A 23,967-nucleotide genomic window follows, 5' to 3' on the forward strand; every position below is an offset into this window, starting at 1 on the left:
CACCTCCCTGCCCGGCCGCTGGGCACGGCGCACTCCCCTGGCCTGCCCTCCTGCCGCGCACCGGAACGTTCGGCCCGGTCGGTACCGTGGCGGACGGCCGGCGCTCGCCACCGTACCGACCGGGCCGCCCTCCGTCAGGTGCCGACGTAGGTCGCGAGGTGCGTGCCGGTGAGGGTGGAGCGAGCGGCGACGAGGTCGGCGGGAGTGCCCTCGAAGACGATGCGGCCGCCGTCGTGGCCGGCGCCGGGACCAAGGTCGATGATCCAGTCGGCGTGGGCCATCACCGCCTGGTGGTGCTCGATGACGATGACCGACTTGCCGGCCTCGACGAGGCGGTCGAGCAGGGCGAGCAGTTGCTCGACGTCGGCGAGGTGCAGGCCGGTGGTCGGTTCGTCGAGGACGTAGACGCCACCCTTCTCGGCCATGTGGGTGGCCAGCTTGAGGCGCTGCCGCTCCCCGCCGGAGAGCGTGGTGAGGGGCTGGCCGAGGCTGAGGTAGCCCAGACCGACGTCGGCGAGGCGGGCCAGGATCGCGTGGGCGGCGGGGATGCGGGCGTCGCCGGAGCCGAAGAACTCCTCGGCCTCGGCCACGGACATGGCGAGCACGTCGGCGATGTTGCGGCCGCCCAGCGTGTATTCGAGGACGGCTGCCTGGAACCGCTTGCCGCCGCACTCCTCGCAGGTGGTTTCGACGGTCGCCATGACGCCCAGGTCGGTGTAGATGACGCCGGCGCCGTTGCAGGTGGGGCAGGCGCCCTCGGAGTTGGCGCTGAACAGTGCCGGTTTCACGCCGTTGGCCTTCGCGAACGCCTTGCGGATCGGGTCGAGCAGGCCGGTGTAGGTGGCCGGGTTGCTGCGTCGCGAGCCGCGGATGGCGCCCTGGTCGATGACGACCACGCCGTCGCGGCCGGCGACCGAGCCGTGGATCAGTGAGCTCTTGCCGGAGCCGGCGACGCCGGTGATGGCGCAGAGGACGCCGAGTGGGACGTCGACGTCGACGTCGCGCAGGTTGTGTGCGTTGGCGTCGCGGATCTGCAGGGTGCCGGTGGGGGTGCGTACGGTCTTCTTGAGGGTGGCGCGGTCGTCGAGGTGGCGGCCGGTGACGGTGCCGCTCCCCCGCAGTTGTTCCACGCTGCCCTCGAAGCAGACGGTGCCGCCCTGGGTGCCGGCGCCGGGGCCGAGGTCGACGACGTGGTCGGCGATCGTGATGGTCTCGGGTTTGTGTTCGACGACGAGGACGGTGTTGCCCTTGTCGCGTAGTTGCCGTAGCAGGTTGTTCATCCGCTCGATGTCGTGCGGGTGCAGGCCGATGGTGGGTTCGTCGAAGACGTAGGTGACGTCGGTGAGGGACGATCCGAGGTGGCGGATCATCTTGGCGCGTTGTGCCTCTCCCCCGGAGAGGGTGCCGGCCGGTCGGTCGAGTGAGAGGTAGCCCAGGCCGATCTCCTCGAAGCTGTCGAGGAGGTGTTGCAGCCCTTTGAGCAGGGGTGCGACGGATGGTTCGTCGAGGTCGCGTACCCAGGTGGCGAGGTCGCTGATCTGCATGGCGCAGACGTCGGCGATGCTCTTGTCCTTGATCTTCGAGGAGCGGGCTTCGGGGCTGAGGCGGGTGCCGTCGCAGCTGGGGCAGGTCTGGAAGGTCACGGCTCGTTCGACGAAGGCCCGGATGTGGGGCTGTAGGGCGTCGACGTCCTTGGTGAGGAAGGACTTCTGGATTTGCGGGATGATGCCGGCGTACGTCAGGTTGATGCCGTCGATCTTGATTTTGGTTGGTTCGCGGTGGAGCAGGTCGTGCAGTTCCTTCTTGGTGAACCTGTTGATGGGCTTGTCGGGGTCGAAGTAGCCGCAGCCGCGGAAGATGCGGCCGTACCAGCCCTCCATGCTGTAGCCGGGAATGGTGAGTGCGCCCTCGTTGAGTGACTTGCTGGCGTCGTAGAGGGCGGTCAGGTCGATGTCGTTGACGGTGCCCATGCCCTCGCAGCGTGGGCACATGCCGCCGAGGCGGTGGAAGGTGGCCTTCTCCGCCTTGGTCTTGGTGCCGCGTTCGACGGTGATCGCGCCGCTGGCCGTCACGGTGGGGATGTTGAAGGAGTACGCGTTGGGTGAGCCGATGTGGGGTTGGCCGAGCCGGCTGAACAGGATGCGCAGCATGGCGTTGGCGTCGGTGGCGGTGCCGACGGTGGAGCGCGGGTTGGCGCCCATTCGTTCCTGGTCGACGATGATCGCCGTGGTCAGTCCTTCGAGCAGGTCGACCTCGGGTCGGGTGAGCGACGGCATGAAGCCCTGCACGAAGGCGCTGTAGGTTTCGTTGATCATTCGTTGTGACTCGGCGGCGATGGTGCCGAACACCAGTGAGCTCTTGCCCGAGCCGGAGACGCCGGTGAAGACGGTCAGGCGGCGCTTCGGGATCTCGACGCTGACGTCCTTGAGGTTGTTGACGCGGGCGCCCTGCACGCGGATCAGGTCGTGGGTGTCGGCGACGTGCGGGGTGTGCGTCCTCGTGGCCGTGCTCATGGTGTCTCCATCTGTTGCGCGGGGGCCGGCTGTGCGGTCTCCGTCGGGCGTCTTCCTCTGCTGGTGGCGGGGCTCAGCGCAGCTCGTTGATGCGGATCAGGTTGCCCGTGGGGTCGCGGAAGGCGCAGTCGCGCACGCCGTACGGCTGTTCGGTCGGTTCCTGGACGACGTCGGCGCCGCTGGCCTGTAGCCGGTCGAAGAGGCCGTCGAGGTCGTCGGTGGCCAGGGTGATGGCGCCGTAGCTGCCCTTGGCGATGAGTTCGAGGATGGTCTGGCGTTCGGCGTCGGTGATGCCGGGGTCGGCGGCCGGCGGGTGCAGGACGATGGAGGTGCCGGGCTGGCCGGGCGGGCCGACGGTGAGCCAGCGCATGCCGTCGTATCCGACGTCGTTGCGGACCTCGAAGCCGAGGGTGTCGCGGTAGAAGGTCAGGGCGGCGTCGGCGTCGGTGTGCGGGAGGAAGGCGTAGTGGATGGTGATGTTCATGCCGGTCACGCTAGTTGTGGCTGGGTGGCCCGTGCTTCTCGATTCCTGATCGGTCTGGTGACCTGTCGGGTGATGCACGACGGCAGCTCCCCCGTGGCGTGGGCGGCGCGGGCGCGGTAGGTGCTCGGTGGGACGCCGACGAGTTCGGTGAAGCGGGTGCTGAAGGTGCCCAGGGAGGAGCAGCCGACGGTGAAGCAGACTTCGGTGACGCTGAGGTCGCCGCGACGCAGCAGGGCCATGGCGCGTTCGATGCGCCGGGTCATGAGATAGGCGTACGGGGACTCGCCGTAGGCGAGGCGGAACTGGCGGCTGAGGTGTCCGGCGGACATGTTCACGCCGCGGGCGAGGGCTTCGACGTCGAGCGGCTTGGCGTACTCGCGGTCGATGCGGTCGCGTACGCGGCGCAGTCGGGCGAGGTCGCGTAGGTGCTGGGCTGCGGCGGAGGTGCTGCTCACGTGCAGGATCGTGTCATGTCGCGGCGGAGTTGCCCAGCAGGACCGGCGGCCTGCCGCCGCAGTTTGTCGGGTCGGGTCATCGAGTGGTGTCGGGGCCGGTCCGGCTGGAAGGCTCTGCAGCTCGTGGGCGCGGATGCCGAGATCCGGCGCGGAGACGGTGGAGCTGGCGGCGCGGCTGGACCGGCTGGACCTGCCGCGTTACGAGCGCACGTTCGCCGCGATGGCGGACTCGTGGAAGCGTGCCGTGGGGTCGACGGATGAGTGGCAGCGGGTGAGTCTGTCCTTCGTGCGGACCGTGGCCACGATCGCTGCCGGTGACGGGCGGGGATTGTTGTGGGGCAACGACGTGTGCCCGGATGTCTGGCGCGAGGCGTTGGGTCTGTCTTCGGCATGGTGCCCGCCCGGATCTGGCTGATGCCGGTTCCGTGGGCCGACTTCGCCACGTCGGTGCCCGTGGGCGCCTCGGCGACCGGCATGGAGCCGCGTGTCCCGCTGCGGCTCCATGCCGGTCGGCCGCCGGGCCTCGGCGCGCCAGCCCCTTCGTGGTCGAGCCGATCGGATGCCCGGTCAGGTGGGGTCGAGGGCGCGGTGCAGGCGGCGGGCCTCGGTGACGAGGCGGCTCGATCCGCCCCGGGCGGCGACGTCGGCCAGGCCGGGCACGTCGATGCGGACGCCGGTCGTGGTGGCCGTCTCGGCGGCCAGGCTCAGCAGGTCGGGCAGGCCGCGTGGGGTTCGGGGTGCGGCGAGGAGCGCCGGTAGTGCGGCGGCGGTGAGTCGCCACACGCTCAGGGGTGCTCCGGCGAGGGCGGCGTCGCGTAGTGGTTCGAGTGCCCTGGACAGCTTGACCAGTTGTTCGGCGACCAGCTGGCCCAGGTGGTGGCCGGTCGCGGTGGCGTCGAGTTGCCCGGCTGCGGCGAGTGCGAGCAGGGCGTCGAGGGTGGCGATGCGGTCGGTGCCGTGGCGGGCGCCGAGGCCGTAGGCCAGGGTGAGGTCGAGGGCGGTCCCGCCGGGGCCGGTGCTGTCGGCGAGCAGGGGCAGGATGGTGGCGCCGTCGCGGTGGTCCATGTCGGCGGTGGCGGCCACGATCGGTAGTGCGTGCGCGGCGACGATTGCCCTGTGCCCCGGCAGGGTCGACGGCCACAGGTTCATCCAGGCGGAGTGTTCGGTGCCGATGGGTGCGGGGTCGGCGGTCAGCAGGCCGTACGGGTCGTCGTGTCCGTCGGGTGGGCGCAGCTCGACCGCGAGGCGTTTGGGTGGCAGGTGGTCGTGCTCCCAGTCGTGGCCGTTCTTGCGGGGGCGTCGGGTGACGGTGGTGAGGCGGGTGAGGGGTTGGGGTAGTCCGCCGGCGCGTAGCCAGGTGGCGAGCCGCTCCCCCGCCGGGGTGCCGAGCGCGGCGGCCTTGTCGGCGACGGTGTCGTCGGTGTCGGCGGGCAGGCGCAGCAGTGCCTGGGTGAGGTCCCAGTGCCAGGGTGTGCGCTCGCCGAGTGCGGTGAGGCGTTCCAGCAGGGTGAGCGGGTCGAGGGCGCCGTTGGCGTGGGTGGGGGTGGCGAGCAGTCCGGGGTGTCCCGGCTGCTGGTTGAGGTGTGCGCCGATCTCGGCGAGGCGGGCTCGGAGCAGTCGGTGTGGTGGGGGTACGCGGGGGTCGGTGGTGATCAGTTGTGGGGTGGGGTTGTCGCGGTCGGTGCGGCGGATGGCGGTGAGCAGCGCTTGCCATCGGCTGCGTCGGCGGTCCTGCTGGTCGGTGGCTGCGGCGGTGGTGAGGACGTCGACCACGACGTGGCAGAGGCAGAGGGGGTCGTAGTGGTGTTCGTTGCCCCAGGACCAGTGGCGGCGGGCGATGACGGGGGCGAGGGTGGCGTGTACGCGTGCGCCGTCGGTGGCGGTGAGGCGCACGAGTGCGTCGAGGATGCGGTCCAGGGGTGTGCCCTGCGACGGGGTGCCGAGCAGGGCGGCTGTCTCTTCGGCGAGTTCGTCGATGTCGGTGATGGGGGCGGGTGCCGGTGCGGGCGGCGGGGGCGGTGGTAGTTCGTCGGCGCGGGGGCGGGTGGTGGCCGGGCCGGGTCCTGCGGTGGCGTCGTGGCCGTGGCGGGTGGCCAGGGTGGTGGCCCGGTCGCGCAGTTCGACGGCGGGGTGTTCGGTGGCGGTCGCGATGACGTCGGCGATGTCGCGGGCGCGGTGGGGGTGTTGGCGGGCCAGCCGGTCTAGCCAGGTGAGTTGGGCGCGTACGAGGGTCTTGTCGGGTCGGGGCAACACGTCGCGGGAGGCGTCGAGCAGGGCGTCGACGTCGGGGGCGGGCAGGTCGCGGAGGGCCTTCTGGGCGATGGTGGCGACGGGGGCGGGTGCGTCGGTGAGCAGGCGCAGGTAGTCGGTGGCGCGGGCGGTGACTTCGGCGGTGGTGGGTGCCAGTTCGGTGAGCAGGGTGGTGAAGGCGCGCAGGGCCGGGGCGCGGTCGCCGCGTAGGAGTCGGCCGATGGTGGCGTCGATGAGGGTGGTGCGGTCGAGGACGCCTTCGGCGGCGAGGGTTGCCAGTGCGGTGGGCAGGGGGTGGCGTTGGCGGTCCTGCCAGGTGGTGCCGATCTCGTCGAACATCATGGGTGTGCCGAGGCCGTCGATCTCGAAGAGTCGGGGCAGCATGGTGGTGAGCATCGGGTCGTCGCGGAGCCGCTCCAGCACGGTTGCGGGCCGGGTGTGGTGGTGCCGCGGTGGTGTGGCCACCGAGTTGAGCCACAGTTCGACGAACCGGTCGTTGGTGGGTGCGGTGGTGCCGGTGGCGTGCAGGAGTGCGGCGATGAACTGCCACCGCACGGTCCAGGTCTGTTGGTTGACCTTGGTGGCCAGGCGGTGTGCGAGGTCGCCGAGCCAGGTGATGCCGCGTTCGTCGGCGACGTGGACGACGAGGGTGGCGGCTCGTTCGCCGTAGGGGTTGATCGTGTTGCGGGACAGGATGGTCGCGGCCTGTGCGGCGGTGGGCAGGCAGCCGACCACGGCGACGGCCAGGGCGGCGCCCGCGCCGACGGTCCAGCGGGTGGTGTGCTGCCGCTGCTTGTACCAGGTCGTCAGGTCGGTGCCGATGTCGCGGCGGCGTTGTTCGGGCAGCCCGGCGAGGGCGGCGGCGATCTGGTTGGCGGCGCCGTTGGTGATCAGGTCGAACAGGTCGCTGGTGCCGCCGGCGGCGAGTTCGCGGTGGCGTCGTTCGGTGCTCTTGACGAAGAGCATCTGCTGTGCGCGGCTCACGACCGCTCCTCGGCGTGGTGGGTGGCGAGCATGCGGGTGGCGAGGGCGTGGCGGCAGGGGCCGCGTTGCCCGCGGTGTTTGGCCCACCAGGGGCAGGTGCAGGTGAGGTCGCCGTCGGGTAGGCGGCGGACCCGGTAGGTGTGTTCGCCGCTGCGGACGGTGGCGGTGGTGGCGTCGAGTTCGACGGCTCCGGTGTCGAGCAGGGCCCGGGCGCCGACCAGGCGGGGGTTGTCGCGTTCGGCGCGGCCGGCGTCGTAGGGCATGGCCCGGTGGAAGTAGGCGGCTTCGGAGACGTCGTAGCCGACGCGGCCGGCGGTGCCGAGTTGGGCGAGCGCGGCGCGGACGCGGGTGGGGTCGAGGTTGGTGTCGGTGGCCAGTCGGTCGACGTCGATGGTGGGGTCCCAGGAGAGTACGGCGGCGACGAGGTTGGCGTCGTCGACCACGTCGTCGCCGGCCAGTGCGGTGAGGGCGGCGCCCTCGCCGGAGAATCCGCGGTACGGCTCGGGTGAGAGAGTCAGGGAGAGTCGCAGTGCGCCGGTGTCGAGTTCCCAGGTGCTCGGTACGGGTGCCGAGCCGGCGGTGACGGTGGGGCCGTAGACGCGCAGGGTGTGGGCGAAGCGGAGCATGCCGTGCAGGGCGGTCAGTCGGCTGGCGCCGGCGAGGCAGACGGCGCCGGGGACGGGTCGGGAGGTCAGCCGTAGTGACCGGCCGGCGGGTACGACCCAGAGGGCCGAGCGGTCGCCGGTGGTGGGCAGTCGGCGTAGGAAGGTCGCCGCTTCGGTGGCGGGGATCTCGGCGCGGGGTTCGAAGGTGGCGGCCAGGATCTGCACCTCGGCGAAGCCGCGCAGCCAGCGCGCCGGCAGGGGGACCTTCTTCTCGACGACGGGGCCGTGCATGGTGTGGACGGTGAGGTCGTCGGGGCCGACGGACAGGTGCAGTGGGTCGAGGCCGCGGACGCGGGCCAGTGCCTGGCGTAGCGGGTTGTTGACGTCGACGTTGGTGGTGCCGTGTTCGAGTGTGTCGCCGTCGATGCCGGCGGGCAGGGTGTCGAGGCGGGCGTAGACGCCGCAGCAGCCGGAGAAGGATTCGAAGCGCAGCCGGTCGCGGCTGCCGGTGACGACGGGGTCGAGGCTGGCGGGGCTGACGGGGCGGTGGTAGCGGGTGCGGGCGACTTCGGCGACGGCGAGCAGGCCGACGGCGGCGGCCTGTGCGGTGGTGAGGAACCCGGTGAAGAATCGCGGGTTGGGTGTGGGGCCGCCGCTGGTCTGCAGGCCGAGTCCGCCGCGCCCGAGGGTGGAGGAGCCGAGATACCGGTACGTCTGCGTTGCGCTCACGTCCGCGGACGGTAGAGGACCCCACCGACAGCATCGAGTCGTACGGTCGTGGCGGGTGCGCCGGTCGGCGGCCTCAGGGGCGGTCTGTGTGGGGGCGGCGGGCGAGCACGAGGGTGGTGCGCAGGCGTAGCACGACGGTGCCGCCGAAGCCGTCGACGAGGGTGCGCATCGCGGTGGTCGCCCGGGTCTGCTGGTCGGCGGTGCGCTGCCGGTACGGGCCGAAGGTCTGCAGCAGGCGTAGGTACTGGTCGGTGCTCAGGGTGAGGTCGCGGTGCAGGGTGTGGGCGTGCACGTCGGTGAACAGGCCGCTGGCGGTGATGTCGTGATGGAACCAGTCGGCCGGGTGGCGGGTGGCGGTGGGGTCGATGGCGCGCAGGGTGGTGTCGACGGCGTGGGCCTGTGCGGGGTCGGCGTAGCCGTACTCGTGGCCGAAGACGGCGAGGGTGCCGCCGGGGGTGAGCGCGGCGTGGGCGCGCCGGTTGCGGGTGGCGGGGTCGAGCCAGTGCCAGGCCAACGCGCAGGCGAGCAGGGGTACGCCGCCGGTGGGTGGTTGCCACCGTTCGAAGGTGTGGGTGACGGTGTGGACGTCAGGGAAGGTGGCGGTGAGTCGGGCGGCCATGCGGGGGTCGGGTTCGATGCAGGTGACGGGTGCGCCGAGGCGCAGCAGCACGGCGGTGCCCTTGCCGGTGCCGGCGCCGATCTCGGTGACGGTGTCGGGGGTGCTGCCGTGGTAGTCGCGGATGAGGTCGGCGATGGCGTTCGGATAGCCGGGGCGGACGTCGTCGTAGAGGTCGGCGATGGCGCCGAAGACACCGGTCACGGGTGGCATCGTCGCACGGGTGGCGGCGGGTCAGAGGCCGCCGGCGACGCGGAGGACGGTGCCGGTGGTGTAGGTGGCGTCGGGGCCGAGCAGCCAGGCGATGGCGGCGGCGACCTCGTCGGGTTCGCCGGGGCGGCCCAGTGGGATGCGGGCGGCGGCCCTCTCGGGTCGGTCGGGTTGGCCGGAGAGGGCGTGGATGTCGGTGCGGATGATGCCGGGGGCGACGGCGTTGACGCGGATGCCGCGGGGGGCGAGTTCCTTGGCGAGGCCGGTGGTGAGAGTGTCGGTGGCGGCTTTGACGGCGGCGTAGTGGATGTATTCGCCGGGGCTGCCGAGGGTGGCGGCGACGGAGGAGACGTTGACGATGGCGCCGTCGCGGTCCATGCGGCGGGCGGCCTGCTGGGCGCAGAGGACGTAGCCGATGAGGTTGACGTCGACGACGTCGCGCAGGTCGGTGGGGTCGAGGTCGACGAAGGCGCCGATGGGGCTGGTGATGCCGGCGTTGTTGACCAGTCCGGTGAGGGGGCCGAGGTCGGCGGCGGCGTCGAACAGGGCGGTGACCTGGTCGGGGTCGCGGGTGTCGGCGGGGACGGCGAGGCCGCGTACGCCGGTGGCTTCGATGTCGGCGAGCACGGCGGTGGCGGCGTGGTGGTCGCGGCGGTAGCTGAAGGCGACGTGGTGTCCGGCGTGGGCGAGGCGGCGGGCGGTGGCGGCGCCGATGCCGCGGCTGCCGCCGGTGATGACGGTGACCGGTGTCAATGTGCCTCTCCCCTGTGGTGGCTGTGCGGTCGACGCTACCGGGGCGGGCCGGTGGGCCGGCGCATAGGCTCGGGCGCATCGGTGGTCGGCGACGTGGAGGTGCGCGGTGGCGGGTGTGGGTGTCGGGGACGTGGTGGACGACTTCGAGTTGCCGGACGAGACGGGTACGCCGCGGCGGTTGTCGGAGTTCCTGGCCGCCGGTCCGGTGGTGCTGTTCTTCTATCCGGCGGCGATGACGCGGGGGTGCACGGCGGAGAGCTGCCACTTCCGGGACCTGGCGGCCGAGTTCGCGGCGGTGGGCGCGACCCGGGTGGGGATCAGCCGCGATCCGGTGGCGAAGCAGGCGGAGTTCTCCCGGCGGCACGGGTTCGACTATCCGTTGCTGTCGGACTCCGAGGGCGTGGTGGCGGAGCGGTTCGGGGTACGGCGGCGGCTGCCGTTGGGCGCGCTGAGCACGCGACGGATGACGTTCGTGATCGGCACCGATCGGCGGGTGGTCGAGGTGGTGCACAGCGAGCTGAACATGAACGACCACGCGGACGCGGCGCTGCGGGCACTGGGGGGTTGATCTTCCGGTTGTCGGGGCGGGCTGGTATCAAGGCAGGCACTGAACAGGTGTACGAGGGAAGAGGTTGCTGATGGGTGCCGCTGGCCAGGGTTTGTCCACTGACGAGGTGCAGAGCATCCGGGAGGCGCTGGCGGCGGGCCGCAAGCCGAAGGTGGTGTTCACCGCCTCGGCGGGTCAGATCGCCGGGCAGGTGGGTCAGGTGGTGCAGCTGACCGACCCCGAGGTCTCCGACGAGTACGTGGTGGTCCGCTTCGGACGCGACGAGTTGCCCTTCTCCCCCGCCGACGTCGCGGTGGCCCCGCGCGGCGCCGGGCGCAGGGCGGCCGAGCCGGAGACGCCGGAGCCGGAGCCGGCGGCGCCTGCGGAGCCGGAGTTCGTGTTGGACCGGGTGCCGCAGCAGCGGCGGGAGGAGCCGAAGGTGGAGACGGTGGAGGCGAAGCCCGCACCGGCGCGCAAGGCGGTGAAGGCCGTGAAGCCGAAGGGGCCGGCGGGGCTGACGGTGACGCTGGCGTACGCCGACGGTGAGTGGACGGTGGCGGCGCAGCAGGGCAGCAAGTCGCTCGCGAAGCCGTACGTGGTGAAGCCGGCGGAGGCGCTGCGGATGGTGGCGCTGGTCGACGTGCCGGGCGTGCACGAGGCGGTGGAGCAGATCATGGCTGCCGAGCGGGCCGAGGCCGAGCAGCAGGCGGAGAAGCTGCGCGCGGAGCTGGCGGAGATCGAGGCGCGCCTGGCGGAGCTGCGCGAGGCGCGTTGACGGTGCGGCCCCGGCGGCCGACGCGGGCGGGGAGGCCCGTGTCGGCCGCCGGGGCCGTTTCCGGTGGACCGGGGGCCACCGGGTGGGAGGGGTCAGTGCCGCGGGATGTGGGCCACCCCGATGCGTTTGCGGAACACCCAGTACGTCCAGCCCTGGTAGGCCAGCACGATCGGGGTGAACACCACCGCCACCCAGGTCATGATCTTCAGGGTGTAGGGGGTGGAGGCGGCGTTGGTGGCGGTCAGTGTCCCGGCGGCGTCCGCGGTGGAGGGCAGCACGTTGGGAAACAGCGCCGCGAACAGCGTCGCCACGGCCAGCGCGATGGCCACGGCGGTGCCGGTGAACGCCCAGCCCTCCCGGCGGACCCGGGCGGCGGCCAGGCCGCCGAGCAGCGCCAGGGCCGCGCCGACGGCGAACACGACGGCGGCGGTGCTGGAGCGGATGTTCAGCGTCCAGCTCAGGAACGCCACCGCGAGCACGGCGGCGGCCACGCCCAGGCGCACCGCGAGGGCGCCGGCGCGCTCGCGTACCTCGCCGACGGTCTTGAGGGCGATGAACACGGCGCCGTGGGTGAGGAACAGCGCCGCCGTGGTCGCGCCGCCGAGCAGGGCGTACGGGTTGAGCAGGTCGAGCAGGCCGCCGATGTACTCGTGCTCGGCGTCGAGCGGCACGCCGCGCAGGATGTTGGCGAACGCGACGCCCCACAGCACGGCGGGCACCACCGAGCCGACGAAGATGGCGGTGTCCCAGCGGCGCTTCCAGGACGCCTCGGGCCGCTTATGGCGGTACTCGAAGGCGACGCCGCGGATGATCAGGGCGAGCAGGATCAGCAGCAGCGGCAGGTAGAAGCCGGAGAACAGGGTGGCGTACCACTCGGGGAAGGCGGCGAACATGGCGCCGCCGGCGGTGATGAGCCAGACCTCGTTGCCGTCCCAGACGGGCCCGATGGTGTTGATCAGGACGCGGCGTTCCCGGTCGTCGCGGCCGAGCACGGGCAGCAGCATGCCGACGCCGAAGTCGAAGCCCTCGAGGATGAAGTACCCGGTGAACAGGACCGCGACGAGCAGGAACCAGATGGTGGTGAGTTCCACGGTGTGTCTCCGGTGTTCAGTAGGCGAACGCGAGCGGGCGCTCGGCGTCGTCGTGGGTGTCGTCGATCTCGGGGTCCGGGGTCAGGTCGGGTACGCCGGCCTTGGCGTAGCGCAGCAGCAGCTTGACCTCGACGACGGCGAGGGCGGCGTAGATGAGGGTGAAGGCGGTGAACGAGGTGAGCACCTCGGTCAGCGAGACGCTGCGGGACACGCCGTCGCGGGTGAGCATCTCGCCGAAGACGATCCACGGCTGGCGGCCCATCTCGGTGAAGATCCAGCCGAAGGAGTTCGCCGCCAGCGGCAGCAGGGGCATGACCAGGCCGGCGCGCAGCAGCCACTTGCTGGTGGGGGTGCGGCCCTTGCGCTGGCTCCAGAGCACCAGCAGGGCGATGGCGGCGGCGGCCATCCCGAAGCCGATCATGAAGCGGAAGCTCCAGTAGGTGACCGGGATGATCGGGGTGTAGCTGCCGGCGCCGTACTGGGCGGCGTACTGGGCCTGTAGGTCGTTGATGCCCTGCACGGTGCCGTTGGGGTCGCCGGTGCCCAGCCAGGACAGCAGGTGCGGGATCTTGAGGGCGAACAGTTCGCGGCTGCCGTCGAGGCTGCCGACGGTCAGTACGGAGAACGAGGCGGGGCTCTCGGTGGTGTAGAGGCCCTCGGCGGCGGCCATCTTCATGGGCTGGACCTCGGTCATGATCTTGCCCTGGATGTCGCCGGTGAAGGCGACGGCGGCGGCGGAGACCAGGGTGACCCAGGAGCCGAACTTCGCGGCGAATCGGTAGGCGGGGGTGTCCGCGGAGTCGCGGTTGCGCACCAGGTGCCACATGGCGACGGCGACCAGCAGGGAGCCGGCCACCAGGAACGCCCCGGCGATGGTGTGCGGGAAGGTGATCATGGCGACCTTGTTGGTCAGCACGGCCACGAAGTCGGTGAGTTCGGCGCGGCCGGTCTCGGGGTTGATCCGGTAGCCGACCGGGTTCTGCATGAACGAGTTCGCCGCGAGGATGAAGTACGCGCTGAGGTTGGTGCCGATCGCGGCGGCCCAGATGCTGGCCAGGTGCAGCCGCTTGGGCAGCCGGTCCCAGCCGAAGATCCACAGGCCGATGAAGGTCGACTCCAGGAAGAACGCGACCAGCGCCTCGATCGCCAGGGGGGCGCCGAAGATGTCGCCGACGAAGCGGGAGTAGTCGCTCCAGTTCATGCCGAACTGGAACTCCTGCACGATGCCGGTCACCACGCCCATGGCGAAGTTGATCAGGAAGAGCTTGCCGTAGAACTTGGTGAGCTTCAGGTACTTCTCGTCGCCGGTGCGGTGCCACAGCGTCTGCAGGATCGCCACCAGCACGGACAGGCCGATGGTCAGCGGCACGAAGAGAAAGTGGTAGACGGTGGTGACACCGAACTGCCAGCGGGCGACGTCCAACGCGTCCACCAGTAACCCCCAGGCTTTGCATACTACGAGACGTAGTAAATACTACTTCCCGTCGTAGAAAAAGCGGCAGGGGCGGGGGTCCCGAAGCGACCCGGGACCAATGACCCTGATCACCTCGGCCGGACGGCCCGGCGGTGCGCACCCCGTACGCCACCCGCACCGCGCGGGCCGCCGCCCGCGTGCGACCATTGCGCGCTGATGGACACCACCCGCCCGACCTGGCAGCCGCCGCTGATCTGGCGTGCCGCGCAGGTGCTCGCCCGCGTCGTCGTCGCGCTCCTGGCCCGCCTCGAGGTCAGCGGCGACGTGCCCGAGGCGCTGCGCCGGGGCCCGCTGATCCTGGCCGCCAACCACATCAGCCCGTTCGACCCCGTCGTGCTTGCCGCCGCCTGCCGCGCCCGGGGGGTCTCCCCCCGGATCATGGCCACCGGCGGACTGTTCCGCACCCCCGTCATCGGCGCCGCGATGCGCCGCGCCGGGCATCTGCGTGTCGACCGGGGCACCGCCGCCGTCGGGCGCGCCCTCGACGACGCCTCGGCGGCGGTCTCCGGCGGCTCCGTGATCCTGGTCTACCCGGAGGGCCGCATCGGCCTGGACCCGGGCATGTGGCCCGAACGCGGCAAGACCGGTACCGCCCGCCTCGCCCTGGCCTGCGGCGCCCCGGTCATCCCCGTCGCCCAGTGGGGCTGCCACGAGGTGGTGCCCTACCGCGCGCCCAAGGGCCTGCTGGGGGGCGTCGCCCGGTCCCTGGTGCGCCGTCCTGTCGTGCGGGTGCACTTCGGCGACCCGGTGGACCTCGCCGACCTGACGCCGGCAGCCCCGGGGGCCGCCCTGCGCGCCACCGACCGGATCATCGACGCCATCACCGATTCGCTGGTGCCGTTGCGGCCCGACGAGCCCGACAGGCCCCGCCACGTCGACCCGGGTCGCCCGGTCGACACCAGCCGCTCCCAGCGCCCCCGCCGGAGAGCCTGATCCCCGGTCGTGGGCACGGTGGCGAGGCGATCCGCCTGCGGGTGCCGCTGCTCGTCTCCGCCCTGCTCGTCCTCGTCTGCGCGGGCGGGTACGCCGCCCTGCGCGCGGCGTACCACGACGCGAAGGACCGCCGGGATCTCAGCGACCTGACCCGCTCCTCCCCCTGGCCTGCCGAGGAACTGCTGGTCCCCGACGACCTGCCCCGCTCCGGCGTTGTCGGCTGGCTGGACCGGCTCGGTCTCGACATCGCCTACGACCTGCGCACCGGCGACGGCCGTGAGGTGCCCGTGGTGTGGCAGCAGCACCACCCGGCCCCCGACGGGTCGCTGGCCGACGGGGTCGACTGCGGCGTCCGGACGATCCACGTCTGCACCGACGCCGGCGACGGTCTCACCCTCGTCGTGACCCGGGACACCGACAACAGCGACCCCGCCACCGCGCTGTACCTCTTCGCCAGTGACCGGGTGCTCAGCGTCAGCGTGCAGGGTCCCGATCCGGTGACCGTCGACGACCTGCGTGCTCCGCTCACCCGCACCCACCACCCCTCCGACGGCGAACTGCTCGCCCTGCTGCGCTGGCCCGGCCACCAGACGGACTGGAGTTGACCCGGTCCGGCCGCCGGCCGGTCACGCGCCGGCCACCGCGCCCGGGCATACTCCCCGCGTGACCCACGCCTACCTGGACGGGCCCGCACCGCTGGCGTTCGCCCACCGTGGCGGCGCCGCCGAGGGCGACGAGAACACCGCGGCGGCGTTCGCCCGGGCGGTCGGGCTCGGCTACCGCTACGTCGAGACCGACGTGCACGGCACCGCCGACGGCGTCGCGGTGGCCTTCCACGACGCCACGCTGAGCCGGGTCACCGGCGAGGCGGGGCGCATCGCCGAGCTGCGCTGGGCCGACCTGGCCTCGGTACGCGTCGGCGGCGCCGCCGTGGTCCCCCGCCTCGACGAGGTCCTCGACGCCTGGCCGCAGGTGCGGTTCAACATCGACGTCAAGGCCGACGGCGGTGTCGAGGCGACCGTGTCCACCATCGCCCGCGCCAACGCCGGCGACCGGGTGCTGCTCGCCTCCTTCAGCGACACGCGGCTGGCCCGGCTGCGCGCCCTGACGCAGGGCCGCGTCGCCAGCAGCCTCGGCATGCGCGGGGTGGCCCGGCTACGGATGGCGTCGCTGACCGGCCGGCCGCTGCGCCTGCCCCCGTCGGTGGTCGCCGCGCAGGTGCCGGTGCGCTACGGGCGCGTGCCCGTGGTGGACCGCCGGTTCCTGCGTCACGCCCACCGACTCGGCCTGCACGTGCACGTCTGGACGATCGACGAACCTGCCGAGATGCACGAGTTACTTGATCTTGGGGTGGATGGCATCATGACCGATCACGTCGGCGTGCTGCGCGACGTCTACCGCAGCCGCGGCCACTGGGCCGCCTGACCCGTTCGAAGGACCCCGATGGCCGAGACCGTCACCCCCGCGGTGGACGACACCCCCGCCCCGACGAGCACCCGCCGCGAACGCAGCGGCTGGTACTTCTACGACTGGGCGATGTCCGCCTTCTCCACCACCGTGATCACCGTGTTCCTCGGCCCGTTCCTGACCACCGTCACGAAACTCGCCGCCGGCTGCGAACTGGGCGCGGACGATTGCAGCGGCCACGTCTACCCGCTGGGCATCAAGGTCGCCGCCGGCTCGTACTTTCCGTACCTGGTGTCGCTGTCGGTGTTCCTCACCGTGTTCGCCCTGCCGATCGTCGGCGCGATCGCCGACCGGTCGGCGCACAAGAAGCGGCTGCTCGCCGCCGCCGCGTTCACCGGCGCCGCCGCGACCGTCGGCATGCTCTTCGTCACCGGCGACCGGTACCTGCTCGGCGGCGCGCTGTTCATGATCGCCAACATCGCCTTCGGCGCCGGTGTGGTGGTCTACAACTCCTTCCTGCCGCAGCTCGGCGGCCCCGACGACCGCGACGGCATCTCCAGCCGCGGCTGGGCGCTGGGCTACCTGGGCGGCGGCCTGCTGCTGGCGCTCAACCTTGTCGCGGTCAGCATGCTCGGCGAGGAGGGCAACCACCAGCGCACCCTCGACCTGGCCCGCTGGTCGATCGTCTCCGCCGGGCTGTGGTGGGCGGTGTTCACCCTGATCCCGCTGCGCTGGCTGCGCGAGCACCCCACCGCCGCCGCGTTGGCCGGCGGCAACCCGGTCACCGACGGGTTCCGGCAGCTCGGCCGCACCCTGCGCGAGATCAAGGCGTACCCGCTGACGCTGTTCTTCCTGCTGGCGTTCCTGGTCTACAACGACGGCATCCAGACCGTCATCGCCCTGGCCAGCCAGTACGGCACCGAGGAGCTGAAGCTCGGGCAGAGCACCCTGATCGTCACCATCCTGCTGGTGCAGTTCCTCGCCTTCGGCGGCGCGCTGCTGCTCGGCGCCCTCGCCAAGCGCATCGGCGCCTGGAAGACCGTGCTGATCAGCCTGGTGCTGTGGACCGGCGTGATCCTCGGCGCGTTCCGGCTGCCCGCCGAGGCACCGCTGCCGTTCATGATCCTCGGTGCTGCCATCGGCCTGGTGCTCGGCGGCAGCCAGGCCCTGAGCCGGTCGCTGTTCAGCCAGCTCATCCCCGCCGGCAAGGAGGGCGAGTACTACGGCTTCTACGAGATCAGCGACAAGGGCACCAGCTGGCTCGGCCCGCTGGCGTTCGGCATCGTGTTCCAGCTCACCAACTCCTACCGGGTGGGCCTGGTGTCCCTGCTGATCTTCTTCGTCGTCGGGTTCCTGCTGCTGCTGGCCGTGCCGATGCGCCGGGCGATCCTCGCCGCCGGCAACACCCCGCCCCGGGTGCTCTGAGGCCCGCGCCCGTCCGCGCCGGCCGGATCGGGAGGCGTCGATCGGCTAGGCTGCCCGACCGTGACCGACCACGCCGCCGCCCCGACCTGCCTGGCGCGCCCGCCGCTGGGCCCCGACGACTCCCCCGCCGGGTGCGCCGCGGCGCGGGGCGTGGACGGGCGCCCGCTGCACGCCGCGGCGTTGAAGTTCTTCTGGGGCCCCATGGACTGCGGCAAGTCCACGATGGCGTTGCAGATGAACCACAACCACTCCCGGCAGGGCCGCCGCGGCCTCGTCACCACCCGCATCGACCGCTCGCTCGGCCCGCAGGTCACCACCCGCATCGGCCTGGCCCACGAGGCCGTCGAGGTCACCGACGAGCTGGACCTGCGTGCGCTGGTGCGCGACACCTGGGCCGAGGGCGTACGCGTCGACTACCTGATCTGCGACGAGGCGTCGTTCTACAACCTGGAGCACATCGAGCAGATGGCCGAACTTGTCGACAGCTACGACGTCGACGTGTACGCGTTCGGGCTGGCCACGGACTTCCGCTCGTGCCTGTTCCCCGCCGCGCAGCGGCTGTTCGAGCTCGCCGACGAGGTCGCCCGCATCCAGGTCGAGGTGCTCTGCTGGTGCGGCCGCGAAGGGCTGCTCAACGCCCGGGTGGTCGACGGCCGGGTGGTCCGTGAGGGCCTACAGGTCGTCATCGGCGACACCGTGGACAGCGCCGAGGTGCGCTACCAGGTGCTCTGCCGCCGGCACTACCGCGCGGGCGAACTCGGGCCCCGCTGACGCCTCAGTACGGGTCGCCGCACACCCGCCAGTCGCCGTCCTCGCGTACGACCGACAGCGTGCGCTCCTCGGTCAGACCGCTGTCGCGGGTCAGGCGCACCGTCACCGTGCCGCGCGGGCGCCCACCGCGGGTCGCCACCGACACGTCGACGATCTCGTAGCCGTTGACCACCGGCGGCGTACGCAGCCAACTGGTGAACCCGATCGGGCTCCACCGGCTGCGCGCGTCGGCGCAGAGCCGGTCGTACGCGCCGTCGGTGTCGCCCGCCGCCACGGACCGCAGGAACCCGTCGGCGGTCTCCCGCACCGGGCCGCTGGCCTGCGTGACCACCTGCACGTTCCAGGCGCCCAGCCCCGCCACCCCGACGCAGCACAGCAGCACGGTCACGCCCGCGAACACCAACCCGGTACGCACCGGGCGGCCCCGACGGGCCGGCCGGCTCCACGGCTGCTCAGCGCCCACCCGTCGACCGTAGAGAACCGGCGGCCCCGCCCGCAGGAAAGTCGGCCCTGTCGTCCCCGCGCCGCCCGGCCGGGGCGCGGTCGCCGCCGACGCCCACCACCGCTCGGAGCGGCCCTGCCGCGCGGTCACGCCTCGATGAGCCCGGCCCGGATGGCGTAGCGGGTCAGCTCCAGCCGGTCCCTGAGGCCGAGCTTCTGCAACAGGTTGGCCCGGTGCCGTTCGACGGTCTTGACGCTGATGAACAGCAGGCGGGCGATCTCCTTGGAGGAGTGCCCCTCGGCGACGAGCTTGAGGATCTCCTCCTCGCGTTCGGTGATGGTCCTGGCCGGCAGGCTCTCGCCCCGGGCGCTGCGTTCCAGGTAGGTGCGGATGAGGGCGTTGATGGCGCCGGGATACAGGAACGGCTCGTCGCGCACGGCGGCGCGGCACGCCTCCACCAGGTCGCGGTCGGCCACGGACTTGAGCACGTAGCCGTTCGCGCCGACCTTGAGGGCCTCGAAGAAGTACTGCTCGTTGTCGTACATCGTCAGGATGAGGATGCGCAGGCCCGGCTGCTGCCGCGACAGCTCCCGGGCGGCCTGCAGACCGGTCAGCCGGGGCATGGCGATGTCGAGGATCGCCAGGTCGGGCCGCTCGCTGCGGGCCAGGGCGATGGCCTCCGCGCCGTCGCCGGCCTCGGCCACGACCGTCAGGTCCGGCTCGCTGTCGAGGATGAGGCGTACGCCCCGACGCACCAGGGCGTGGTCGTCGGCGAGCAGGATGCGGGTGGTCACGGCCGGTGCTCCCGGCCGCCGAGGGGCACCCGCAGCCGCACCTCGGTGCCGCCGTCGGGGCCGGGCGCCACGCTGAGCTGGGCGCCGATGAGCAGGGCGCGCTCGCGCATGCCCCGTACGCCGGCACCCTCGGCGGCGTCGCGGACGCCCCGGCCGTCGTCGCGGATGCGCAGCTGCACGTGGCCCGGCTGACGGGCCAGCGACAGCTCGACGGTGGTGGCCCGGGCGTGGCGCACGGTGTTGGTCAGGGCCTCCTGCGCCACCCGGTAGATCACCAGCTCGGCCTCGCCGTCGAGGGCGGGCAGGTCCGCGTCGAGGTGCTGGCGCACGGACAGGTCCGTGTGGCCGGTGACCTCCGTGACGAGGGCCTTCAGGGCACTGGTCAGGCCGAGTTCCTCCAGTACGCCGGGGCGCAGCCGGCGCGCGATGCGGCGGATCTCGTCGAGGCTGTCGCGGGTGGTCTCCTGCACCTGGGCGAGCTGGGCGCGGACCGGTTCGGGCGCGTGCCGGGCGACCTGCTTGAGTTCGAGCAGGACCGCGGTCAGCGTCTGACCGACCTCGTCGTGCAGCTCCTGGGCGACGCGTCGGCGCTCGGCCTCCTGGGCGGACAGGGCGCTGGCGGCGCTGGTGGCCCGCTCCGCCTCCAACCGGTCGATCATCGCGTTGAAGGCGCGGATCAGGTCCGCGATGCCGGCCTGCCCGGCCGGCACCGGGCGGGGCTCGGGTTGAAGCAGGTCGAGCGTGGTCATGGCCCGGGTCAGCCGGTGCAGCGGCGCGAGGCCGACGCGCAGCAGCGCGGCGTTGGCCACCAGCATCGCGGCCAGGCCCACGGTCAGGACCACCGCCTCGGTGAGCAGGACGGGGGTGGACACCGTGACCGGGCCGAGCAGCAGCAACGTGGCGGCGACGAGCACGGCGGCGTTGAGCAGGAAGATCCGCCAGAACAGCGACACGGCGGCTCCTCTCCTCGCGGCCCGTCCCTGACGCCGAGCGGCGTCGGCGGTTTCCCGCGGCTCGTCACGCCACCCACCGGCCCGCCCCGCGGCGGTGATCACCCTCATCATCCTCAGCCTGCCGGCCGGGGCGCGTGCGGTAAATGCGTGCCCGCACCCATTATCCGTCGCGCCACCGCCGGCAGGACCGCCGGCCGGGGCCCGCCAGCACGGCAAATGGGTGTCAGCCCCGATGTCGACCCGCCCGGCGGCGATGACCATGAACGTGAGCCCGGGGCCCGGAGCAGCCCCGGGCTCCACTTCCCCTGCCCGGCTCCCGCTACCACATCGTCACCACGATCATGACCGCGCCGATCGCCCGGGTGTCCGTGTGGCCGCGCTACCTCGCCGCGTAGCCGCCGTCGCGCTGCGTGACCCGACAGGAGGATCGAGATGCAGATAGAACGAGTGCCGCTGCCGGGCATCGGCGTCGGCTACACCGTGCACACCGAGGAAGGTCAGGTGCTCGGGATCGTCTGCCACCGTGGCGGCCGACGCGACGTCGTCGTCTACGCGCCCGGCGACCCGGACACCGTGGAACGGTCCGTGACCCTGAGCCCGGCGGAGGCACAGGAGGTGGCCGAGCTGCTGCATCCGATCGCCACGGTCGACCACGTCACCCACCTGGAGCGGCACCGGGAGGCGATCAGCGTCGCCGAGCTGCCCGTCACGGCCGCGTCGCCCTACGACGGGCGGACCCTGGCCGAGGCCGTCGCGCGTACCCACGGCGTCAGCGTCATCGCCGTCGTGCGCGACGGGCGGACGACCACCGCTCCGGGGCTCGGGCACGTCCTCGTCCACGGCGACGTCCTGGTCGTCGCCGGCGCCCAGCCGAGCATCGGCGCGCTGAGCCGCGCGCTGGTCCACACCGACACGTAGGCCGCGAGCAACCGACGCGGGACCGGCCGCCTCAGCCGCGCCGGCGGGCCCGGGCCGCCCAGATGGCGTACGCGGGGTCGCGGTCGAGGTTGTGCCGGTCGCGGTCGTAGCGGCGGGTGGTGCGCGGGTCGGCGTGGCCCATCGCGTCCTGCACGTCCTCCAGGGGCACCCCCTCGGCGCGGGCGGTGGTGGCGAACGCGTGCCGCAGCGAGTGCGGCGACAGCCTCGCCCACGCCGCGATGCCGGCCGTGCGGGCCAGCCGGCGCACCAGCCGGAACATGGCGTGCCGGTCCAGCCGGGCCCCGCTGGCGGTGACCAGCAGCGGGCCCGTCAGCTCGTGCACCGCCACGCCCTGCGCGGCGGCCCGCTGGGCCAGGTACGCGTCGAGGGCGTACGCGGTGCCGGGGGTCAGGGCGCGCCGGCGCAACTTGCCGCCCTTGCCGACGAACCGCACGCTGCGGTGGCCCCGCTCCGCGCCGAGGTCGGCCAGGTCGAGCGAGACCAGCTCGCCCACCCGCAGCCCGAGGTCGGCCAGCAACGCGACCGCGGCCCGGTTGCGGGCGGCGGTCGGTCCGGTGTCGGCCTCGGCGGCGGCGAGCAGCGCGTCGACCTCCTCGGGGGTGAGGCCGACCGTCGCGGAGTGGTCCCGGTCGATGCGGGGGCGGTCGGCCCCCGCGACCGGGTTGGCCTCTACGGCGCGCAGCTTGACCAGGAAGTCGTACCAGCTCGACAGGGCGGAGAGCCGGCGGGCGACGGTGGCCGGGGTCAGCGGCTTGCCGGTACGCGCGCCGAGGGTGGCCTCCAGGGCCCGGGCGTACTCGTTGACGTGCAGGAAGTTCGCGTGCAGCGGGTCCAGCTCGCGGGCGGCGCACCAGGCGAGCCAGCCGGCGACGTCGCGCCGGTACGCGTCGCGGGTGTGCTCGGACAGCCGCCGGTTGCGCAGCCACGCCTCGGTGAAGTCGACGGGTCCCCCGGGCAGGGCCAGCGGGGTGGGCCGGCTTGGCCGCGCCGGAGCGTTCGGGGAGAACATGTGAAAAAGGTTCTCAGCTTCGGGTCGGGAACGGGAGGAGGCGCGCCCTACGCGATCGTAGCCACCGCCGGTTGCTCGACGAGGCGCCGGTCGGTCAGCCGCCACCGCCGGTCGACCCCGACCGCCTCGGCGAACCAGGCGTCGTGGCTGACCATCACCAGGGTGCCCCGGAACTGCCGCAGCGCCTCCTCCACCACGTCGAGGGCGTCGAAGTCGAGGTAGTTCGTCGGCTCGTCGAGCAGCAGCACCTCGGCCGGGCTGTTCACCAGCACCGCGAGCAACAGTCGACGCAGCTCACCGGCGGAGAGCACCCGCAGCGGCGCGTCCCACTGCTCCGGGCCGAACAGGTGGGCGTCGAGCAGCCGTTCGGCGTCGTCGACGTACACCGGCACCCGGGAGCGGAAGAAGTCGCGCACGCTCACGTCGGTACGCAGCGCGTCGTGGGTCTGCGGCAGCACGGCGACCGGTCCGGCGGCGACGACCTCGCCCCCGGCGGGGTGGTCCTCGCCCGCGAGGACCCGCAGCAGGCTGGTCTTTCCGGTGCCGTTCGCGCCGGTGAGCAGGATCCGCTCGCCCGCGCGGACGCTCACATCGACGCGGTCGAGCAGCACCCGGTCGGCCACGCGCAGCGTCAGGTCCCGCGAGCGCAGCACCTCGCGCCCGCCGGTGGACTCCTGCGGAAACGCCAGCGTCAGCGGCGGGCGGGTGCGGGGCTCGGCCAGCCAGCGGATCGAGTCCATCTGCCGGCGCAGCCGCCGCTCGCGGGCCTTGGCCTTCTTCGCCACCTTCTTGGCGTAGCGGCGCTGCTGGTCGGCGCCGAGGCCGCTGCGCACGGACTCCTCGACCCCGCGGGCCTGTTGTTTGGTGCGGTCGATGTCGGCCAGCCAGCGCCGGTGGTCCTTCTGCTGGGCCTCGTAGTCCAGCAGTAGCCGCTGCCAGCGGCGGGTCTTCTCCGCCCGGTAGTCGGTGTAGCCGCCGGTGTAGGTCTGCGGCGTCTCGTGGATGCCGTCCAGCTCGACGATCCGGGTCACCGTACGGTCCAGCAACGCCCGGTCGTGGCTGACGAGCAGCACCGCGCCGGGAAAGGCCGCCAGCCAGTCGCCGAGCCAGCCGATGCCGTCGGCGTCGAGGTGGTTGGTCGGCTCGTCGAGCACCAGCAGGTCCGGGGCGTGCAGCAGCACCCGGGCGAGGGTGAGCCGGGCCTGCTCACCCCCGCTGATGCGGCGCAGCGGGGTGTCGTCGTGCAGGTGGTCGATGTCGAGTCGCTGGCGGACCTCCGTCAGCCGGGCCTGCGCCCGCCAGCCGTCGAGCGTCGCCCACCGCTCCTGCGCGTCGCCGTACGCGGCGAGCACCGTGTCGTCGCCGTCGGCCATCCGTCGTTCCAGCTCACGCAGCCGCGCGGCCAGCGGATGCAGCTCGCCGAGACCGGCGACGAGGAACTGCCCGACGGTGGCGTCCGGGTCCGGCACCTGCTGGGCGAAGTAGCCGACCCGTAGGCCGGGGGCCAGGGCCACGTGCCCGCCGGACGGCGGCTCCTCGCCGATGAGCACCCGCAACAGGGTGGACTTGCCCACCCCGTTCGGGCCCACGAGACCGACCCGGTCGCCGGCGTTGAGGACCAGCTCGACGTCGGTGAACAGCGGCTCGGTGTCGTAGTGCTTGCTGACGGACACGACCTTCAACATGGGTGATCCTCCGCGGGACGACGGGCGGGGCCGTCGACGCCCGGGTGGGCGGACGGCCGGGGCCGGCGGCGGCGGGGCGCTGCCCTGCCGCGTCCTGCGGGATCACATCGTCGGTCGGCTCCT

General features: G+C 72.5%; 23 protein-coding genes. 9 read left to right on the top strand and 14 right to left on the bottom strand.

The features are described from left to right. Positions 1–134: 134 nt before the first annotated feature. The 3 genes from ACTMS2_RS27390 to ACTMS2_RS27400 form a co-directional block, all read right to left on the bottom strand. Entirely contained in the window at positions 135–2,513 is a 2,379-nt protein-coding gene (locus tag ACTMS2_RS27390; RefSeq protein ID WP_441177969.1) for an ATP-binding cassette domain-containing protein, read from the bottom strand. A gap of 73 nt (positions 2,514–2,586) precedes the next feature. Further along, positions 2,587–2,997, bottom strand: coding sequence for a VOC family protein (locus ACTMS2_RS27395; protein WP_357721592.1), 411 nt, complete (start codon positions 2,995–2,997; stop codon positions 2,587–2,589). Between the two features lie 5 nt (positions 2,998–3,002). Continuing rightward, positions 3,003–3,452, bottom strand: a complete 450-nt coding sequence (locus ACTMS2_RS27400; RefSeq protein ID WP_089000352.1) for a helix-turn-helix transcriptional regulator — start codon at positions 3,450–3,452, stop codon at positions 3,003–3,005. A gap of 157 nt (positions 3,453–3,609) precedes the next feature. On the opposite strand from ACTMS2_RS27400, the gene ACTMS2_RS27405 reads away from it, so the two are divergent. Beyond that, entirely contained in the window at positions 3,610–3,867 is a 258-nt protein-coding gene (locus ACTMS2_RS27405; RefSeq protein WP_441177970.1) for a hypothetical protein, read from the top strand. A 152-nt stretch (positions 3,868–4,019) separates the two neighbouring features. On the opposite strand, the gene ACTMS2_RS27410 is transcribed toward ACTMS2_RS27405, so the two are convergent. The 4 genes from ACTMS2_RS27410 to ACTMS2_RS27425 form a co-directional block, all read right to left on the bottom strand. Next, on the bottom strand, positions 4,020–6,686 hold the full coding sequence (locus ACTMS2_RS27410; RefSeq protein ID WP_441177971.1) for a hypothetical protein: 2,667 nt from the start codon (positions 6,684–6,686) through the stop codon (positions 4,020–4,022). Then, complete coding sequence (locus ACTMS2_RS27415; protein WP_441177972.1) at positions 6,683–8,020, bottom strand: SWIM zinc finger family protein; 1,338 nt, start codon at positions 8,018–8,020, stop codon at positions 6,683–6,685. Before ACTMS2_RS27415 ends, ACTMS2_RS27410 begins: the two co-directional genes overlap by 4 nt. Before the next feature lie 73 nt (positions 8,021–8,093). After that, positions 8,094–8,840, bottom strand: a complete 747-nt coding sequence (locus tag ACTMS2_RS27420; protein ID WP_441177973.1) for a class I SAM-dependent methyltransferase — start codon at positions 8,838–8,840, stop codon at positions 8,094–8,096. Between the two features lie 30 nt (positions 8,841–8,870). Continuing rightward, a complete protein-coding gene (locus tag ACTMS2_RS27425; protein WP_441177974.1) occupies positions 8,871–9,599 on the bottom strand; it encodes an SDR family oxidoreductase in 729 nt (242 codons plus the stop codon). Positions 9,600–9,705: 106 nt separating this feature from the next. Here ACTMS2_RS27425 and ACTMS2_RS27430 point away from each other — a divergent pair, with 106 nt between their 5' ends. Beyond that, the gene (locus tag ACTMS2_RS27430; RefSeq protein WP_441177975.1) at positions 9,706–10,167 is read left to right on the top strand and encodes a peroxiredoxin; all 462 of its coding nucleotides are present in this window, start codon (positions 9,706–9,708) and stop codon (positions 10,165–10,167) included. 70 nt (positions 10,168–10,237) lie between these two features. After that, positions 10,238–10,921, top strand: coding sequence for a hypothetical protein (locus tag ACTMS2_RS27435; RefSeq protein ID WP_441177976.1), 684 nt, complete (start codon positions 10,238–10,240; stop codon positions 10,919–10,921). 92 nt (positions 10,922–11,013) lie between these two features. Here ACTMS2_RS27435 and cydB read toward each other — a convergent pair whose 3' ends face one another. Both cydB and ACTMS2_RS27445 read right to left on the bottom strand, forming a co-directional pair. Further along, positions 11,014–12,012, bottom strand: coding sequence for a cytochrome d ubiquinol oxidase subunit II (gene cydB, locus ACTMS2_RS27440; protein ID WP_101409884.1), 999 nt, complete (start codon positions 12,010–12,012; stop codon positions 11,014–11,016). 16 nt (positions 12,013–12,028) lie between these two features. Further along, positions 12,029–13,444 (bottom strand): cytochrome ubiquinol oxidase subunit I, encoded by a 1,416-nt coding sequence (locus ACTMS2_RS27445; RefSeq protein WP_441177977.1) that lies wholly within the window; start codon positions 13,442–13,444, stop codon positions 12,029–12,031. 198 nt (positions 13,445–13,642) lie between these two features. Between ACTMS2_RS27445 and ACTMS2_RS27450 the strand changes: the two genes are divergently transcribed. The 5 genes from ACTMS2_RS27450 to ACTMS2_RS27470 are packed head-to-tail and all read left to right on the top strand — an operon-like array spanning position 13,643 to position 18,022. After that, complete coding sequence (locus ACTMS2_RS27450; RefSeq protein ID WP_441177978.1) at positions 13,643–14,419, top strand: lysophospholipid acyltransferase family protein; 777 nt, start codon at positions 13,643–13,645, stop codon at positions 14,417–14,419. A 41-nt stretch (positions 14,420–14,460) separates the two neighbouring features. Continuing rightward, positions 14,461–15,024, top strand: a complete 564-nt coding sequence (locus tag ACTMS2_RS27455) for a hypothetical protein (protein ID WP_441177979.1) — start codon at positions 14,461–14,463, stop codon at positions 15,022–15,024. Positions 15,025–15,082: 58 nt separating this feature from the next. Beyond that, positions 15,083–15,844, top strand: coding sequence for a glycerophosphodiester phosphodiesterase (locus ACTMS2_RS27460; protein ID WP_441177980.1), 762 nt, complete (start codon positions 15,083–15,085; stop codon positions 15,842–15,844). Positions 15,845–15,862: 18 nt separating this feature from the next. Further along, positions 15,863–17,251, top strand: coding sequence for an MFS transporter (locus ACTMS2_RS27465; protein ID WP_441177981.1), 1,389 nt, complete (start codon positions 15,863–15,865; stop codon positions 17,249–17,251). 60 nt (positions 17,252–17,311) lie between these two features. Beyond that, positions 17,312–18,022 (top strand): thymidine kinase, encoded by a 711-nt coding sequence (locus tag ACTMS2_RS27470; RefSeq protein WP_441177982.1) that lies wholly within the window; start codon positions 17,312–17,314, stop codon positions 18,020–18,022. Between the two features lie 4 nt (positions 18,023–18,026). Here the strand turns inward: ACTMS2_RS27470 and ACTMS2_RS27475 are convergent, their stop codons facing one another. From ACTMS2_RS27475 to ACTMS2_RS27485, 3 genes are all read right to left on the bottom strand, one after another. Next, positions 18,027–18,485, bottom strand: coding sequence for an Rv0361 family membrane protein (locus tag ACTMS2_RS27475; RefSeq protein WP_441177983.1), 459 nt, complete (start codon positions 18,483–18,485; stop codon positions 18,027–18,029). Positions 18,486–18,610: 125 nt separating this feature from the next. Continuing rightward, positions 18,611–19,258, bottom strand: a complete 648-nt coding sequence (locus tag ACTMS2_RS27480) for a response regulator (protein WP_101409876.1) — start codon at positions 19,256–19,258, stop codon at positions 18,611–18,613. Then, positions 19,255–20,211, bottom strand: coding sequence for a HAMP domain-containing sensor histidine kinase (locus ACTMS2_RS27485; RefSeq protein WP_441177984.1), 957 nt, complete (start codon positions 20,209–20,211; stop codon positions 19,255–19,257). The genes ACTMS2_RS27480 and ACTMS2_RS27485 overlap by 4 nt, the downstream gene beginning before the upstream one ends. A 432-nt stretch (positions 20,212–20,643) precedes the next feature. Between ACTMS2_RS27485 and ACTMS2_RS27490 the strand changes: the two genes are divergently transcribed. Further along, the gene (locus ACTMS2_RS27490) at positions 20,644–21,129 is read left to right on the top strand and encodes a cation:proton antiporter regulatory subunit (protein ID WP_441177985.1); all 486 of its coding nucleotides are present in this window, start codon (positions 20,644–20,646) and stop codon (positions 21,127–21,129) included. Positions 21,130–21,160: 31 nt separating this feature from the next. On the opposite strand, the gene ACTMS2_RS27495 is transcribed toward ACTMS2_RS27490, so the two are convergent. Then, positions 21,161–22,159 carry a tyrosine-type recombinase/integrase gene (locus tag ACTMS2_RS27495; protein WP_441177986.1) on the bottom strand — a complete coding sequence of 333 codons (999 nt, stop codon included), beginning with the start codon at positions 22,157–22,159 and terminating at the stop codon, positions 21,161–21,163. A gap of 47 nt (positions 22,160–22,206) precedes the next feature. Then, entirely contained in the window at positions 22,207–23,844 is a 1,638-nt protein-coding gene (gene abc-f, locus ACTMS2_RS27500; RefSeq protein WP_441177987.1) for a ribosomal protection-like ABC-F family protein, read from the bottom strand. Positions 23,845–23,967 lie beyond the last annotated feature (123 nt).

The sequence above is a fragment of the Micromonospora sp. SD12 genome, from assembly GCF_052068495.1.
GTDB lineage: Bacteria > Actinomycetota > Actinomycetes > Mycobacteriales > Micromonosporaceae > Micromonospora > Micromonospora echinofusca.

What these genes read in the sequence shown, in the direction of transcription:
- ACTMS2_RS27390 (WP_441177969.1), bottom strand. Translation starts at nt 2,513, where the DNA reads ATGAGCACGGCCACGAGGACGCACACCCCGCACGTCGCCGACACCCAC.
- ACTMS2_RS27395 (WP_357721592.1), bottom strand. Translation starts at nt 2,997, where the DNA reads ATGAACATCACCATCCACTACGCCTTCCTCCCGCACACCGACGCCGAC.
- ACTMS2_RS27435 (WP_441177976.1), top strand. Translation starts at nt 10,238, where the DNA reads ATGGGTGCCGCTGGCCAGGGTTTGTCCACTGACGAGGTGCAGAGCATC.
- ACTMS2_RS27450 (WP_441177978.1), top strand. Translation starts at nt 13,643, where the DNA reads ATGGACACCACCCGCCCGACCTGGCAGCCGCCGCTGATCTGGCGTGCC.
- ACTMS2_RS27465 (WP_441177981.1), top strand. Translation starts at nt 15,863, where the DNA reads ATGGCCGAGACCGTCACCCCCGCGGTGGACGACACCCCCGCCCCGACG.
- ACTMS2_RS27490 (WP_441177985.1), top strand. Translation starts at nt 20,644, where the DNA reads ATGCAGATAGAACGAGTGCCGCTGCCGGGCATCGGCGTCGGCTACACC.
- ACTMS2_RS27495 (WP_441177986.1), bottom strand. Translation starts at nt 22,159, where the DNA reads ATGTTCTCCCCGAACGCTCCGGCGCGGCCAAGCCGGCCCACCCCGCTG.
- abc-f (WP_441177987.1), bottom strand. Translation starts at nt 23,844, where the DNA reads ATGTTGAAGGTCGTGTCCGTCAGCAAGCACTACGACACCGAGCCGCTG.